A 16,108-nucleotide genomic window follows, 5' to 3' on the forward strand; every position below is an offset into this window, starting at 1 on the left:
GCGCCGGCAAGCACTTACCGGGCAATACTCAAGACTCGGGCCGCATATAGGGGAACAGCAGCACGTCGCGGATCGAGGCCGAGTCGGTGACCAACATCACCAGCCGGTCTATACCGATGCCCAGGCCGCCGGTCGGAGCCATGCCGTACTCCAGCGCACGGATGTAGTCGGCGTCGAAGTGCATGGCCTCGTCGTCACCGTCCTCCTTGGCCTCCACCTGCGCCAGGAAGCGCGCTTTCTGGTCCTCGGGATCGTTGAGCTCGGAGAAGCCATTGGCGATCTCCCGGCCGCCGATGAACAGCTCGAAGCGATCGGTCAGGCCCGGATCGGCGTCGCTGGCGCGGGCCAGCGGGCTGACCTCGACCGGGTGGTCGGTGATGAAAGTCGGTTGGACCAGCGTGTGCTCGACGGTCTTCTCGAACACCTCCAACAGCAGCTTGCCCCAGCCATAGCCAGGCTTGAACTTCACGCCCAGGCGCTGGCAGTGCGCGCGCATGGCGTCCAGGTCGCGCAGTTCTTCCCGTCGGATCTCCGGATTGTGCTCGAGCACGGCGTCGGTCATGGACCAGCGCCGGAACGCCGGCCCCAGGTCGATGGCCATGGTTTCCCACTGCAGCTGGGCGGTGCCACGCGCGGTGGTCGCTACGTCGCGGATCAGGCCTTCGGTCAGGTCCATCACCTCGTGGTAGGTGGCGTAGGCCTCGTAAAGCTCGAGCATGGTGAACTCGGGATTGTGCCGGGTGGACACGCCCTCGTTGCGGAAGTTCCGGTTGATCTCGTACACGCGCTCCATGCCGCCGACCACCAGGCGCTTGAGATAGAGCTCAGGCGCGACGCGCAGGTAGAGATCAAGATCCAGCGCATTGTGGTGAGTGGCGAAGGGCTTGGCCGTGGCGCCGCCGGGGATGTAATGCATCATCGGCGTTTCAACTTCCAGGAAACGACGCGCGTCCAGCCAGGCTCGCATGGCCGAGACGATGCGCGAGCGCTGCACGAACACCTCGCGCGCCTCCGGATTCATCACCAGGTCGACATAGCGCATGCGATAGCGCTGTTCGACGTCGGCGAGGCCATGAAACTTGTCCGGCAGCGGTCGCAGCGACTTGGTCAGCAGGCGCAGCGAACCCGCCTTCACCGACAGCTCGCCGGTGCGGGTGCGCGTCAGACCACCGGTCACGGCGATGATGTCGCCGACGTCCCAGCCCTTGAAGGCGTCGTAGCTTTCAGCCAGGTCGCTGCCCTGCAGGTAGAGCTGGATGCGGCCGCTCATGTCCTGGATCTGGGCGAAGCTGGCCTTGCCCATCACTCGCTTGGCCATAAGCCGACCGGCAACGGCGACCGTACGATCGAGCGCCTCGAGCGTTTCAGCCGTCCACGCTTCCTTGTCCGCGAATTCCGTCTGCAGGTCGGCCGCGTAGTCGGCGCGTTTGAAATCATTCGGGAAGGCGACGCCCTGCCCGCGCAGCGCCACGAGTTTCGACCGGCGCTCGGCGATCAGGGAATTCTCGTCGGCGGCGGGCGTGGCTTCGTTGGGCTGGGTCATGGCGTCGGAATCTTAAAGGGAATGGATACTGTAGGAGGGCCTTCAGGCCCGAAGCTTTTCGCGAAGAGCTTCGGGCCTGAAGGCCCTCCTACAGTGCGCGTCAGGCGTCGGAGCGTTTGGCGCCGACGGCGAGGCCGGCTTTCAGGCTGGCTTCGATGAACTCGTCGAGGTCGCCGTCGAGCACCTTCTGGGTGTCGGAGCGCTCGATGCCGGTACGAAGGTCCTTGATCCGGCTCTGGTCGAGCACGTAGTTGCGGATCTGGCTGCCCCAGCCAATATCGGATTTGGTCGCTTCCACGGCGTCCTTCTCGGCGTTGCGCTTCTGGATCTCGAGTTCGTACAGGCGTGCGGCGAGCATCTTCATCGCGGTGTCGCGGTTCTGGTGCTGGCTGCGGCCGGTCTGGCAGGCCACGACCGTATTGGTCGGGATGTGCGTAATACGCACCGCCGACTCGGTTTTGTTCACGTGCTGGCCGCCGGCGCCGGACGAGCGGTACACGTCGGTACGCAGGTCGGCCGGGTTGATGACGATGTCGATGTTGTCGTCCACTTCCGGCGCCACGAACACCGAGGTGAAGCTGGTATGGCGGCGGTTGTCGGAATCGAACGGCGACTTGCGCACCAGTCGGTGCACGCCGGTCTCGGTCTTGAGCCAGCCGTAGGCGTATTCGCCCTCGACCCGGAACGTGGCCGACTTGATGCCGGCGACGTCGCCGCCGCTGACTTCCATCAGCTCGGTCTTCCAGCCGCGGGTTTCGCACCAGCGCAGGTACATGCGCAGCAGGATCTCGGCCCAGTCCTGGGCCTCGGTGCCGCCGGCGCCGGCCTGGATGTCGACGAAGGCGCTGGCCGCGTCCATCTTCCCGGAGAACATACGGCGGAACTCGAGTTGCTCGACTTCCTTCGCGGTCTTCTCGACGTCCTCGACCACCGCAGACACGGTGTCGGCGTCGTCCTCCATCTCGGCCAGGTCGACCAGCTCGGCGCCGCCGACCAGGTTATCGGTGAGGCTGCGGATGCCGTTGACGACCTTTTCCAGCGAAGCGCGCTCGCGACCCAGGGCCTGCGCGCGCTCGGCATCGTTCCAGACGTCGGGGCTTTCCAGCTCCCGGTTTACTTCCTCGAGACGTTCGACCTTGAGGTCGAAGTCAAAGATACCCCCTGAGCGAGTCCAGCCGGCCCTTGAGGTCGGCGATTCGCTGGCGGATCGGATTGAGTTCCATGGTGTTCCGAAGTGGCTTGGATCGGCCGCAAATGATAACAGATGGCCGTGCCGCCCCTAGCCCGGGGCGGCCGGCTTACCCGCGGTCCTCAGCGGACCGAGGCCTCGATCCGGAAGCTGCCGCTGTCGCCGCCGAACGTGGAGGCGACCACCTCGTATTCCCCGGGCTGCAGATCAAGCGTCAGGCGGGCATCGGTGTCACCGCCGCCATCGTCGTCGGTACCGATCACTTCACCGTTGCGCACGACGTTGAGCACGCTGTCGATGCTGGAGGACCGCATGGTGAACACGTAGCTCGCTGAGGTCGGCACCGAAAGCCGATAGCGACGCTGTTCGCCGCTCTCGAGCGAGTCCGACGCCGGCATGCCCGGCACCAGGCGCTCGACGGAGGTGGACGCGGGCGAGCTCTCGGCCGACAGGGTGAACAGGCCGGCGTTGCCGTCGCCCAGGTCAAAGGCGGTAATCGTGTAGCTGCCGGCGTCGAGCACGGTGACCAGACGGGAATGGGTGCCTTCGCCGCTGTCGTCGTCGCTCATGCGCACGCCTTCGCCGCTGATCTCGAGACGGGTGTCGAAGTCGTCGCTGGTCATGGACAGCGTCACGCGCGACCGCTCGGCCAGCGTCAACTGGTAGCGGGCGGGCTCGCCCTGAAGCATGCCGACCAGGTCACTGCCAACGGTCAGTTCGCCGCCATTCTGCACCTCGACGCCCGGCGCCAGGCCGTCGTCCTTCGCGCTGACGGAAAGTCGGTAGAGGCCGCCGGCGCTGCCCACGCGGCCCACGGTCAGGCGATAGTCGCCCGGCGAAAGGTAGCCGATCAGGCGCGCGTCGGTGCCCTCGCCGTCGTCGTCGCTCTCGCGCGACACGCCCTGACCCGCCAGGGTCAGCGTCGGGTCGAACTCACTGGAACGCAGGTCAAACTGGTATCGGCCGGCCTCGGTCACTTTGAGCAACCAGGTCTTTTCTTCGACCAACAGGGCCGTGACCTCGTCACCAACGACCAGGTCGCGGTCTGCGTCGAGCGCCAGGCTCGACAGCGACACGCGATAGGGGCCGAAGTCGCCCGCTTCCCGGCCACTGAAGGCGAGCACGTAGCGACCGCCGTCCGGGCTCACGCTCGAGCGCACCTGGACCAGGCGCCCGTTCTTCTCGACGCACTCGCTGCCGCTGTCGCCGCCCTGGAGCACATTCCGGCCGCCGGCATCCTGCGCGTAGAGCGTCAGGCGACCACAGAACGAGGCGCCGGCCTCGATGGCCACCGCTTCGCCCGCCGCCAGCTTGAAACTAAACAGGGCGGTGCGGGTGCCATCACCATAGTTCAGGGGACTGTTCGTGGTGATTTCACCGGTCGCTGGCTTGTCCAGTGACAAGGACTCGGCGCCGGCGGCGCCGGAACGCTGGCAGCCGGCGATGAGCAGGGAAAGGGCGATGGCACTGAGAGCTGCCGAGCAACGGACGGTTCGATTCACGTGGGCTTTCCAGTCGGGGGACATAAGCCTTGAAGCGTGGCAGCCTCAGCGGCAACTAACAAGCGCGATGCACTCAGGCGGGCTGCCAGTGCCGCACCAGCAGCTGCACGCCGCGACGGCCACCCCAATCGTCGAGGTCGAGCTGGTAGGCGACGTGGATGCGCACCGGCATCGGCTCACCCGTCCAGCCGCCGAACTGGATCGCCGACAGCGGCGCGCCACCGTGTTCGGACAGCAAGCTGAGCTTGAGATGGCGCGATGCGACGGCCCTTGCCTGCAGCACCTTGAACACGCCGTCGAACACCGGCTCAGGAAAACCCTGGCCCCAGGGGCCGGCCAGTCGCAGCTGCTCGGCCAGCGGTCGAGCCAGTTCATCGGCAGCCAGGGCACCGTCGCTGTGCAGCTCGGACTGGAGCTGCTCTGGCGTCAGCATGGCCGCGACCTCGCGCTGCAATGCCTCGCGGAATCGCTCGAAATTTGCCGCCGGCAGACTCAGGCCGGCAGCCATCGCGTGGCCGCCGAAGCGGCCGACCAGACCGGGATGGCGCGCGTCCACCGCCGCCAGCGCATCGCGGATGTGCAGGCCGGGGATCGATCGCGCCGAGCCCTTGAGTTCATCGCTACCGGGCTCGGCGGGCGCAAAGGCGAACACCGGCCGGTGCATCCGGTCCTTGAGCCGCGACGCCACCAGCCCGACCACGCCCGGGTGCCAGGCCGGATCAAACAGACACAGCGCGGCCGGCAGTGCGCCGGCATCGAGCGGCACCGCCAACACCAGGGCTTCGGCCTCGTCCACCATCTGCTGCTGGAGTTCCTTGCGCTCGCCGTTGATGCGGTCGAGCACCGTGGCCAACTCCAAGGCCCGCGAGGCGTCGTCGCAGAGCAGGCATTCAATGCCCAGGGCCATGTCCTCGAGCCGGCCGGCAGCGTTGAGCCGGGGCGCCAGACCGAAGCCGATGTCGCTCGCGGTGAGCTGGCCCAGGTCGCGCCCGGCCAGTTCAGCGAGGGCGCGAAGGCCCGGCTGGCATTGGCCATTGCGCATGCGCCGCAGCCCGGCCGACACCAGCAGCCGATTGTTGTAATCCAGCGGCACCAGGTCGGCCACCGTCCCGACGGCCACCAGGTCGAGCAGGCAGGAAAGATCCGGCCCCTGCCCTTCAAACGCTGCCCGTTCCCGCAGGTGCCGGCGCAGCGCCAGCAGCAGGTAGAACACGACGCCCACGCCCGCCAGCGCCTTGCTTGGGAAGGCATCACCGTCAAGATTGGGATTTACGATCACGTCCGCCGGCGGTAGCGTCGCGCCCGGCAAATGGTGGTCGGTGACCAGGACCTGCCAGCCGCGGGCCTTGGCCGCCGCGATGCCTGCGTGGCAGGCGATGCCGCTGTCTACGGTCAGCACCAGGTCGGGCGCCACCGCGACCAGGTCGTCCACCAGGGCGGGCGACAGCCCGTAGCCATGGGTCACGCGATGCGGCACCTGGTAGCTGACGCGCTCAGCGCCGAGCAGACGCAGGCCGCGCACCGCGACCGCCGTCCCGGTGGCGCCATCGCAGTCGAAATCGCCGACCACGACGATATGGCGACCGCTGGCAATGGCATCGGCCAGCAGCGCCGCGGCGCGATCCACGTGGCCCAAGGCATCGGGCGGCAGCAGGCGGGCCAGCTTCAGCTCACCCTGTTCCGGCGTGTTGACGCCACGCGCGGCGTATACCCGCTGCAGCGCGGGCGCAACGCTATCGGGCCAGGGGCCGTGCTCGGGAATCTCCCGACGCAGGATCCGGATCGGCGCCGGCGTCACGCCAGTCGCGCCAGTGGCCGGCGCCAGAAGCGCCAGCGCTGGGACGCACGAATCAGAAAGCGCGCGCCGTCGGCGAAGTCTAACTGCAGCGCGTCCCGACCCAGGCCGTCCAGCGCCGGCTCCAGGCGCGCCGCCACGGCGCCCCAGTCGCGGACGCGACGCAGATCGAGCAGCTGGGGACCCTCACCGGCAGCGCCCACGCCGGCCAGGGCCGCCAGCGACAGCAGCTCGGGATCCTCGCTGGACACGGCCGCGAACGGCATGCGGACCTGGTCGGGCAGCTTGCCCGCACCCCAGAAACAAAGACTGTTCACCGGCGGCTTGCCGCCGGCAATGCGCGCGGCATTGACGGGATGGTTGTGCAGAAGGATCTGCGCCTCGTTGAGCAGCGCACGCCAGCGGCGACCGTCGGGGCCGTCCGGCAGGTGCGAGAAAAGATCGTCGCCCAGCACCGTCTCGGGCGGCGAAAACTCGGGCAGCCGCGCCTCGGCCGGCAGCGCGAGATACCAGCGCGCCGGCACCGGCGCCGAGATGGGAAAGCCAGCATCGCCGAACAGCGGCCGAAGCGGCGTCAGCAACGCATCCGCCTCGGCCTGGCTCAGGCCCAGCTCGCCAACCGCCAGCACCCGGGCACCCGTCATGTCCGGTCGCACATAGGCCGGATCGGCGCGCAGCCAGGTGTGCAGCACGGCGTCGCCGGCATCGCGCTGGCGGGTGATGGCGGCCATCGGCCAGCCGCGCGGCAGCAGGTCGACATGGCGCAGCAGCTGGGCGCGTTCACCCGACGCTGCTTCGTCGAGCTGGTCGGCCTGGGCCAGACGCCTGCCGAACCGTTCGCCCAGCGATTGCCCGGCGAAACGCCGGCGCTCGGGCAGCAGCACGACCAGGGCCGGAACTAGCTCGGGCGTCTGGCGCCGGGACAAGGCCTCAGCCCTGGTATCGAACGGCGACGATGTCGAAGTCGCGGTCGCCGGCTGGCGCCTGGATGGTGACCGTGTCGCCCTCGTGCTTTCCGATCAGGGCGCGCGACAGCGGCGAGGAAATCGAGATCAGGCCTTTCTTGATGTCGGCCTCGAGGTCGCCGACGATCTGGTAGGTCACCTCGTCGCCGCTGTCGCAGTCGGCCAGCTCAACGGTGGCGCCAAAGACGACGCGGGTGCCGGCGTTGAGGCTGGACACATCGATCAGCTGGCAGTGCGAAAGCACGAATTCCAGCTCCTGGATCCGCCCTTCGATAAAGCCCTGCTGCTCGCGCGCGGCGTGGTACTCGGCGTTCTCCTTCAAGTCGCCGTGCGCACGCGCCTCGGCGATGGCGGCTATGACCGCCGGACGCTTGACCGACTTGAGCTGTTCGAGTTCTTCGCGAAGACGCTGGGCGCCTTTCGTGGTGAGGGGGGCAATCATCCGTGGACTTCCTTGTGCAGTTCCTGCAGCGACCACACGCGCGGGTTGCCGCGGGTGTCGGTGGCGCGGATCAGGGCGCGTGCGCCCGGGATCGTGGTGGAGTAAGTGACGCGATGCTGCAGCGCTTCACGCCGGATCGAGAACGAGTCGGCGATCGCCTGCTTACCCTCGGTGGTGTTGACGATGTAGCAGATCTCGCCGTTCTTGATCAGGTCGACGATGTGCGGCCGGCCCTCGATCACCTTGTTGATGCGCTCGCAGGCGATGCCCTGCTCCTGCAGGAACTTGGCGGTGCCCTCGGTGGCCACCAGCGAATAGCCGCGTTCGATCAGGTCGTGGGCGACCGGCAGCAGGCGCTTCTTGTCCGGGTCACGGACCGATACGAAGGCCTTGCCGGGCATCGGCGAGCGAATATTGGCGGCCTCTTCGGCGCGGCCGAAAGCCTCGGCAAAGGTGCGGCCGACGCCCATGACCTCGCCAGTGGAGCGCATCTCCGGCCCGAGGATGGGATCGACGTTCTGGAACTTGGCGAACGGGAAAATAGCTTCCTTCACCGAGTAATAGTTCGGCACGATTTCCTCGGTCGCGCCCTGCTCGGCCAGCGTCTTGCCGGCCATGCAGCGCGCGGCAATCTTCGCCAGCGGGATGCCAATGGCCTTGGACACGAAGGGCACCGTGCGCGAGGCGCGCGGGTTGACCTCCAGCAAGAAAATGGTCTCGGCGCCGTCGCCGTCGAGCTGGATGGCGAACTGGGTGTTCATCAGGCCGATGACCTTCAGCGCACGCGCCAGCTGGCCCACCTGTACGCGCAGCTTGTCCTGGGTCGCCTTGGACAGCGTGTACGGCGGCAGCGAGCAGGACGAGTCACCCGAGTGCACGCCGGCTTCCTCGATGTGCTCCATGATGCCGCCGATCAGGACGTTGCCCTCGTGGTCGGCAATGATGTCCACGTCCACCTCGACCGCGTTGTCGAGGAAGCGATCGAGCAGCACCGGCGAATCATTGGAAACCTGCACCGCCTCGCGGATGTAGCGCGACAGGTCGGCATCGGAATACACGACCTCCATCGCGCGCCCGCCCAGCACGTAGCTCGGGCGAACGACCAGCGGATAGCCGATCTCGTTGGCCAGCAAGATCGCCTGCTCGGCGTTGCGGGCGGTGCGGTTGGGCGGCTGCACCAGGCCGATCTCGTCGACCAGTTTCTGGAAGCGCTCGCGGTCCTCGGCCAGATCAATGCTGTCGGGCGAGGTGCCGATGATCGGCACGCCGGCAGCCTCGAGCGCACGCGACAGCTTGAGCGGCGTCTGGCCGCCGTACTGCACGATCACGCCCTTGGGCTTCTCGATATCGACGATCTCGAGCACGTCTTCGAGCGTCACCGGCTCGAAATAAAGCCGATCGGACGTGTCGTAGTCGGTCGAGACGGTCTCGGGGTTGCAGTTGACCATGATGGTTTCATAGCCATCTTCGCGCAGCGCCAGCGAGGCGTGCACGCAGCAGTAGTCGAACTCGATGCCCTGGCCGATCCGGTTCGGGCCGCCGCCCAGCACCATGATCTTGTCGCGGCTGGTCGGCATCGCCTCGCACTCGTCCTCGTAGGTCGAATACAGGTAGGCGGTGGCGGTCGAGAACTCGGCCGCGCAGCTGTCCACGCGCTTGTAGACGGGACGCACGCCGAAGGCGCGGCGCAGGGCGCGCACAGCGCTTTCGTCGGTCGCGGCCAGCTGGGCCAGGCGCGCGTCGGAGAAGCCCATGCGCTTGAGTTCGCGCAGGCGGGCCGCGTCCAGTCCGGCCAGGCCGGCAACGGCGACCTGCTGCTCGGTCGAAATCAGTTCCTCGATCTGGTCCAGGAACCACGGATCGATGAAGCTCAAGCCGTACACGTCCTCGACGCTGAGGCCGGCGCGGAAGGCCTCGGCGACCTGGAACAGGCGCTCGGGTCCCGGCTCCTTGAGCTCGCGCTTGATCCGCAGCAGGCCGTCCTCGCCGTCTTCGGCGCAGCCGGTGGGGTCGAAGCCGACCTTGCCGGTCTCCAGGCCACGCAGGGCCTTTTGCATCGACTCCTGGAAGGTGCGACCAATGGCCATCACCTCGCCCACCGACTTCATCTGGGTGGTGAGGCGGGCGTCGGCCGTGGGGAATTTCTCGAAGGCGAAACGCGGGATCTTGGTGACCACGTAGTCGATCGCCGGCTCGAACGAGGCCGGGGTGGCGCCGCCGGTGATGTCGTTGCGCAGCTCATCGAGCGTGTAGCCGACGGCCAGCTTGGCGGCGATCTTGGCGATCGGGAAACCGGTGGCCTTGGAAGCGAGCGCCGAGGAGCGCGACACGCGCGGGTTCATCTCGATCACCACCACGCGCCCGTCCTGGGCGTTGATGCCGAACTGCACGTTGGAGCCGCCGGTGTCCACGCCGATCTTGCGCAGCACGGCGATGGAGGCATCGCGCAGCCGCTGGTATTCCTTGTCGGTGAGCGTCTGCGCGGGGGCAACGGTGATGCTGTCGCCGGTGTGCACGCCCATCGGATCGAGGTTCTCGATAGAGCAAACGATGATGCAGTTGTCGGCGGTGTCGCGCACCACCTCCATCTCGAATTCCTTCCAGCCCAGCACCGATTCCTCGACCAGCACTTCGCCGGTCGGCGACAGCTCCAGACCGCGGGTGACGATTTCGACCAGCTCTTCGCGGTTGTAGGCGATGCCGCCGCCGCTGCCGCCCAAGGTAAAGCTGGGGCGGATGATGGTCGGGTAACCGACCGTGGTCTGGATCCGGATTGCCTCGTCCAGCGACCGCGCAACCTCCGCCTTCGGGCACTCCAGGCCAATCTCGCGCATGGCGACGCGGAACAGCTCGCGATCTTCGGCCATGCGGATCGCTTCACGCGAGGCACCGATCAGCTCGACGCCGTACTTCTCCAGCACGCCGGCATCGGCCAGGTCGAGCGCGCAGTTGAGCGCGGTCTGGCCACCCATGGTCGGCAGCAGCGCGTCGGGTTTTTCCTTGGCGATGATGCGCTCGACCGTGGCCGGGTTGATCGGCTCGATGTAGACGGCGTCGGCCATCTCCGGGTCGGTCATGATCGTGGCGGGGTTGGAGTTCACCAGCACCACCCGGTAGCCCTCGTCGCGAAGGGCCTTGCAGGCCTGGGCGCCGGAATAGTCGAACTCACAGGCCTGGCCGATGACGATCGGACCGGCACCGATGATCAGGATGGTTTTGATATCACTGCGCTTGGGCATGTCTGGGCTCGGTCTCTTAGCGGGACATCAGGTCGATGAAGCGGTCGAACAGGCCGGCGACGTCGCGCGGCCCCGGGCTCGCTTCCGGATGACCCTGGAAGCTGAAAGCCGGTACGTCGGTGCGCTCGATGCCCTGGTTCGATCCATCGAACAGCGATCGATGGGTGACGCGGAGGTTGGCGGGCAGGCTCGCCTCGTCCACCGCAAAGCCGTGGTTCTGGCTGGTGATCATCACCCGCTTGGAATCGAGATCGATCACCGGATGGTTGGCGCCGTGGTGGCCGAACTTCATCTTCAGCGTGCGCGCGCCGGAGGCCAGGCTGAGCAGCTGGTGACCCAGGCAGATGCCGAACACCGGCACGCGCGCGGCCAGGATTTCCTTGATGGCGGCGATGGCGTAGTCGCAGGGCTCCGGGTCACCCGGGCCGTTGGACAGGAAGACGCCGTCGGGCTTTTCGGCCAGTACCTGCGCGGCCGGGGTCTGCGCCGGCACCACGGTGACGCGGCAGCCGCGGTCGGCCAGCATGCGCAGGATGTTGCGCTTGACGCCGAAGTCGTAGGCCACGACGTGGAAACGCGCTTCCGGGCGGGCGAACTGGTTGCTGTCCAGATCCAGGGAGCCCTCGGTCCAGCTGTAGCGCTCGCGGGTGCAGACTTCCTTCGCCAGGTCCATGCCCTTGAGTCCCGGGAACTTGCGGGCCAGCTCGATCGCCTTGTCGCGATCGATGCCCTCGCCCGCCATCAGGCAGCCGTTCTGGGCGCCGCGGTCGCGCAGCAGGCGGGTCAACTTGCGAGTGTCGATGCCGGAGATGGCCACCACGCCGCGTGCCGCCAGCCACTCGGGCAGCGCCACCTGGCTGCGCCAGCTGCTGGGGCGGCGCGGCACGTCCCGGACGATCAGGCCAGACGCCCAGACCTTCTCGGCCTCGTCGTCCTGGGCCGTGCAGCCGGTGTTGCCGATATGCGGGTAGGTCAGCGTGATCAGCTGGCGGGCGTACGAGGGGTCGGTGATGACTTCCTGGTAGCCGGTCATGGCGGTGTTGAACACCACCTCACCGACGCTGGCGCCGGGCGCGCCTACGGATACGCCCTCGAATACAGTGCCGTCTTCGAGAGCGAGGATTGCGGGTTGGGTCACGGGCTGTCGCCTTGCGATGGGGGAACCCGTTCGCTGGATGTGCGAGCACCCGCGGACAGGGGTTGACCGTGTCCGTACGGGCGAGGGTTCAGGCGAGACGGAATTTTAGCGACACGGCCGGCAAAAGGGAAACGCTGTGCGCGATCGCCGCGTTCAGCGCCCCGGGCCGGGCAGCATCAGGCGCCCGAACTCATGGCGCCCCGGACCCAGACGAGCCAGCCTCAGCGCGGCTTCCAGCGCCCCGCGCGCGAAAATGTCCCGGTTCGTCGCCCGGTGCACCAGCTCCAGGCGCTCGCCGGGACCGGCAAACTGGACCGTGTGCTCGCCGACGATGTCGCCGGCGCGCAGGCTGGCGTAGGCCGGCTCGCGTCCGCACCCGGCCGCGACCGAGGCGCCCAGCTGCAGGGCGGTCCCCGAGGGTGCATCCTTCTTGTGCACGTGGTGGGCCTCGATCACGTCGGCATCCCAGCCGGGCAGCGCCGAGGCCGCCTGCCGCACCAGCTCGGCCAGCACCGCCACGCCCACGCTGAAATTCGCCGCCCACAGCACCGGAACGCGCAGGCCGGCCGCGTCCAGCGCCCCAAACTGCGCCGCCGACAGGCCGGTGGTCCCGCTGACCAGGGCCGCGCCGCGGTCCTTGCACAGCGCCAGGATGGCGTCGAAGCCGGCCGGCTGGCTGAAATCAACGGCCACGTCGAAGGGCGGCAGCTGCGCCAGCGCGGCAGCGGCCAGTACTGGCGTGCCCCGGGCTTCGTCAGGAACGCGGCCGCTGCCAGTCACGGCGGCAACCACCCGCAAGCGGGCGTCTTCGGCGGCGAGGCGCAGCAGCGCGCGGCCCATGCGGCCGGAGGCGCCGTGGACGATAAGGCGGAGAGGCGTAGTCATGGCGCCAAGCTAGCCGATGCGCCCAGACCCAGGCAACGACCGTCGCCCGGCAGCCGCTACACTCCGAAGGTCCCGCCGGCCTTCACATCAGAGGAAGCGATGTCCCAAGCCAAGCCCGCCCCCCTGCGATGGCCCCTGCTGGCCTTGGCGCTGACCGTGCTGGCGCTCTGGGCCGGCGGTGCGCTGGATCGCGCCGACAATGCGCTCGGCGACGCGCTGATGGTGCGTCATGCGGCCTCGCGCACGCCGCCGCCTGACATCGTGCTGATCGCCATTGATCAAAAGAGCCTCGAGGACCTCAATGAACTCGCCGGCGCCTGGCCCTGGCCGCGTTCGGTGCACGGCGAACTGCTCGACCTGCTCGCCGCCTGGCGTCCGAAGTCGGTGGTTTTCGACGTGATGTTCAATGAGCACGACGCGTTCCAGCCCGAAAACGACCAGGTCCTGCGCGACATCGCGGCCACCCAGGACAACCTCTTCTTCCCTACCCAGCGCATGCCCGATGGCAATCCCTTCCGTCTCGAAAGCCTGCCGCCCGCGTTCGGCGCCGAGCGCGTGCCGGGCGCCGTCGACGAGGAACCGGTCGTGCTGCTGTTGCCCGTGGTGCTCTACCCCGCCAACTGGCAGGGCGGCCTGATCAACTTCGAGACCGACACCGACGGCCGCGGCCGGCACGCGCGACTCTGGACGCCGGCTGGTGGCTGGCGCCTGCCTGGCCTGGCCGCCAGCGTCGCCCGCCACGCCGGCGCCACGCTGCCCAAGCAGGACCGCATCCGCCTGAACTGGTTCGGACAGCCGCCGCGCACCCTGTCCTACAGCGACCTGTTCAACGACCTTGGTTCGGCCGAACCGAAGATCGCGCCGACCCTCACCGGCAGCATTCTGGTAATCGGCGGCACTGCCGACGGCATCAACGACCGGCGGCCGACCGCGATCGACGCCCAGACCCCCGGCGTGCATGTGATCACCACGGGCGTCGCCAACCTGCGCGCCGGCGACTGGCTGCGCGACCTGCCCAGCCGCTGGCCGCTGGCCCTGCTGCTGGCGGCCGCCATGGTGCTCGGCTTCCGCCAGCGCCGCAGTCCGCTTTGGCTGGGCCTGGGGCTGGGGCTGGCCACGCTGGCGCTTGCCGCCGCCAGTTTCGGCCTGCTGCGCCAGGCCTATTACGCGCCGGTGGGCAGCGCCCTGCTGGTCGGCTGGCTGGCCTTCTTGCTGTTTACCCTGCAGGCGCAGTGGCTCGAGCGGCGCGAACGTGAGGCCACGGTCGGTATCTTCGGCCGCTTTCTGGATCCCCGGGTGGTCGCGGGCCTGGTAGAGACCGGCGAATTGAGTCGGGACCAGAAGCCGCAGGCGCGCGAGATTTCCATCCTGTTCTCCGACATCCGTGGCTTTACCACGCTGTCTGAAACCCGCACGCCCGAACAGGTCGTGGACTTGCTCAACCGCTATTTCTCGCGCCAGGTGGACGTGATCTTCAAGCACGGCGGCACCTTGGACAAATTCATCGGCGATGCAGTTATGGCCTTCTGGAACGCCCCCACGGACACCCCCGGCCATGCCCGCCAGGCGGTTCGCGCCGCCATCGGCATGACGGTCGCGCTGGATGAGTTCAAGCGCGAACTTCGCGAGCGTGGCGAAGGTCTCGGCGATTTCGACGTCGGCATCGGCCTGCATACGGGACCGGCCGTGGTGGGCTTCCTGGGCAGCGACACGCGCATGGAGTACACCGCCATCGGCGACACCGTGAACCTGGCCAGCCGCATCGAGGGCAGCACCAAGGGCGTGGCCCGCGTGCTGGTCTCCGACGCCACCCGCGCCGCCTGCGGCGAAGGCGATGGGATAGGCTTCATTCATCGCGGCCAGTTCAAGGTAAAGGGACGCGAGCAGCCGGTGGAGCTTTACGAACCCATCCTAAGCACCCAACCTGCTTCCACGAATCCACCCCAGGAGGATCGCCCATGAGCCACCCCACCCCCTCGCGTGACCCGAGGCCACGCACCCTGGCGCTGGCGCTTGCCGTAGCGCTGGCCAGCGGCTTCGCCTTTGCCGAAAGCGGCACCGTGCTCAAGCCCACCGAGCTGCGCGAGCAGCCGCAGGCCTCGGCCAGCGTGGTCGCCAAGCTCAGCGCACAACAGACGGTCGAGATCACCGAACGCAAGGGCGCCTGGATCGGGCTCAAGACCAGCGTCGGCGAAGAAGGCTGGGCGCGCATCCTCAACCTGCGCACCGGCGGCGGCAGTGCCGGAAACCACGTTGATCAGATGGCGGCCTTCCGCACCGGTGCCACCGGCAGCTCGGTCAGCACCGGCATCAAGGGCCTGTCGGCCGATCAGCTGATGTCGGCTTCGGCCAACAACGCCGATCTGGCGCTGCTCGACCAATACGCCGCAACCAACAGTGAAGCCAATGGCTTCGCCGCCGAGGTCCCGCTGACCACGAACGAGGTGGCCTACCTCAAACAAGACCGCGGCAGCCGCAGGAGGAATCGATGAACGCCCGTCTCCTTATCGTCGCCGCACTGGCGCTCGCGTTGGCCACACCCGTGGCCGCCTTCAGCCGCCTCGGGGGTGCCGAGGACCTGCTGCGGCTGGGCAAGCGCGCCGCCGAAAGCCAGCAGGAAATCACGACCCAGGAAGAAATCGAGCTCGGTCGCGGCATCGCGGCCAATGTCTTCGGCGCCGCGCCGCTGGTGCGCGACGAAGCGCTACAGCGCTACGTCAATCGCGTCGGCACCTGGCTGGCGATGCACACCGAACGGCCCGACCTACCGTGGCGGTTCGGCGTGGTGGACAGCTCAGACGTCAATGCGTTCGCCCTGCCTGGCGGCACCATCGTGATCACGGCCGGCCTCTACGACCGCCTTCGCGATGAGTCGGAGCTGGCGGCCGTGCTGGCGCACGAGATCTCGCACGTGGTTGAAAAGCACCAGGTCAAGGCGATCCAGAACGCAATGGGCAAAGACTTCGCCAACGAGATGGCGGGCGAAGCGATTGGCCGGAGCGACAACGAACTGGTCCGTCGATTCGGTGGCAAGGCCTTCAAGGTAGGCACCGAAGTGCTGGCCCGTGGCCTGGACAAGCAGGACGAATACCAGGCCGACCGCCATGGCATGGTCATCGCGGCGCGCGCAGGCTACAACCCGTTCGCCATGGCCGGCGTGCTGCAGACGCTCGACGCCAGCGGTCCGCAGGACCGGTCGATGGCGCTGATGTTCTCGACCCACCCGACCGCCGCCAGCCGGCTTGAAATGCTGGAGTCGAGCGTGGGCACGAAGCTCGACGACTACGCCGGCGCGCCGACCCCGGGCCGTATGTACCGCCCCCGCTGATCCAAGGCCTGCAGGAGGGCCTTCAGGCCCGAAGCTTTTCGCGAAGGGCTTCGGGCCTGAAGGCCCTCCTACATCGGTTTTT

General features: G+C 67.8%; 12 protein-coding genes. 3 read left to right on the forward strand and 9 right to left on the reverse strand.

Going from position 1 to position 16,108, the window contains the following annotated elements:
- Positions 1-28 precede the first annotated feature (28 nt).
- The 9 genes from lysS to dapB all read right to left on the reverse strand — a co-directional run bounded on the left by lysS (position 29) and on the right by dapB (position 12,698).
- Positions 29-1,543 carry a lysine--tRNA ligase gene (gene lysS / locus ACYVGY_RS11435; RefSeq protein ID WP_460457619.1) on the reverse strand — a complete coding sequence of 505 codons (1,515 nt, stop codon included), beginning with the start codon at positions 1,541-1,543 and terminating at the stop codon, positions 29-31.
- Between the two features lie 100 nt (positions 1,544-1,643).
- Positions 1,644-2,766, reverse strand: a protein-coding gene (prfB, locus tag ACYVGY_RS11440; protein ID WP_460457620.1) for a peptide chain release factor 2 whose coding sequence is annotated in 2 segments (ribosomal slippage) — positions 1,644-2,693 and positions 2,695-2,766 — 1,122 coding nt in all. Because the reading frame shifts where the segments join, the coding sequence is not laid out codon by codon here.
- Positions 2,767-2,854: 88 nt separating this feature from the next.
- On the reverse strand, positions 2,855-4,234 hold the full coding sequence (locus ACYVGY_RS11445; protein WP_460457621.1) for a hypothetical protein: 1,380 nt from the start codon (positions 4,232-4,234) through the stop codon (positions 2,855-2,857).
- Positions 4,235-4,307: 73 nt separating this feature from the next.
- The gene (recJ, locus tag ACYVGY_RS11450) at positions 4,308-6,032 is read right to left on the reverse strand and encodes a single-stranded-DNA-specific exonuclease RecJ (protein WP_460457622.1); all 1,725 of its coding nucleotides are present in this window, start codon (positions 6,030-6,032) and stop codon (positions 4,308-4,310) included.
- Positions 6,029-6,955 carry a phosphoglycerate mutase gene (locus tag ACYVGY_RS11455; protein ID WP_460457623.1) on the reverse strand — a complete coding sequence of 309 codons (927 nt, stop codon included), beginning with the start codon at positions 6,953-6,955 and terminating at the stop codon, positions 6,029-6,031. The genes recJ and ACYVGY_RS11455 overlap by 4 nt, the downstream gene beginning before the upstream one ends.
- Positions 6,956-6,959: 4 nt before the next feature.
- Positions 6,960-7,436 carry a transcription elongation factor GreA gene (gene greA / locus ACYVGY_RS11460; RefSeq protein ID WP_460457624.1) on the reverse strand — a complete coding sequence of 159 codons (477 nt, stop codon included), beginning with the start codon at positions 7,434-7,436 and terminating at the stop codon, positions 6,960-6,962.
- Positions 7,433-10,675: a carbamoyl-phosphate synthase large subunit gene (carB, locus tag ACYVGY_RS11465; RefSeq protein ID WP_460457625.1), complete on the reverse strand. Its 3,243-nt coding sequence runs from the start codon at positions 10,673-10,675 to the stop codon at positions 7,433-7,435. Before carB ends, greA begins: the two co-directional genes overlap by 4 nt.
- A 16-nt stretch (positions 10,676-10,691) precedes the next feature.
- On the reverse strand, positions 10,692-11,813 hold the full coding sequence (gene carA / locus ACYVGY_RS11470; protein WP_460457626.1) for a glutamine-hydrolyzing carbamoyl-phosphate synthase small subunit: 1,122 nt from the start codon (positions 11,811-11,813) through the stop codon (positions 10,692-10,694).
- 153 nt (positions 11,814-11,966) lie between these two features.
- Positions 11,967-12,698, reverse strand: coding sequence for a 4-hydroxy-tetrahydrodipicolinate reductase (dapB, locus tag ACYVGY_RS11475; protein ID WP_460457627.1), 732 nt, complete (start codon positions 12,696-12,698; stop codon positions 11,967-11,969).
- 99 nt (positions 12,699-12,797) lie between these two features.
- On the opposite strand from dapB, the gene ACYVGY_RS11480 reads away from it, so the two are divergent.
- The 3 genes from ACYVGY_RS11480 to ACYVGY_RS11490 are packed head-to-tail and all read left to right on the forward strand — an operon-like array spanning position 12,798 to position 16,026.
- Positions 12,798-14,660 carry a CHASE2 domain-containing protein gene (locus ACYVGY_RS11480; protein ID WP_460457628.1) on the forward strand — a complete coding sequence of 621 codons (1,863 nt, stop codon included), beginning with the start codon at positions 12,798-12,800 and terminating at the stop codon, positions 14,658-14,660.
- Complete coding sequence (locus ACYVGY_RS11485) at positions 14,657-15,190, forward strand: SH3 domain-containing protein (protein ID WP_460457629.1); 534 nt, start codon at positions 14,657-14,659, stop codon at positions 15,188-15,190. The genes ACYVGY_RS11480 and ACYVGY_RS11485 overlap by 4 nt, the downstream gene beginning before the upstream one ends.
- A complete protein-coding gene (locus ACYVGY_RS11490) occupies positions 15,187-16,026 on the forward strand; it encodes a M48 family metalloprotease (protein WP_460457630.1) in 840 nt (279 codons plus the stop codon). The genes ACYVGY_RS11485 and ACYVGY_RS11490 overlap by 4 nt, the downstream gene beginning before the upstream one ends.
- Positions 16,027-16,108 lie beyond the last annotated feature (82 nt).

The sequence above is a fragment of the Arenimonas alkanexedens genome, from assembly GCF_054781355.1.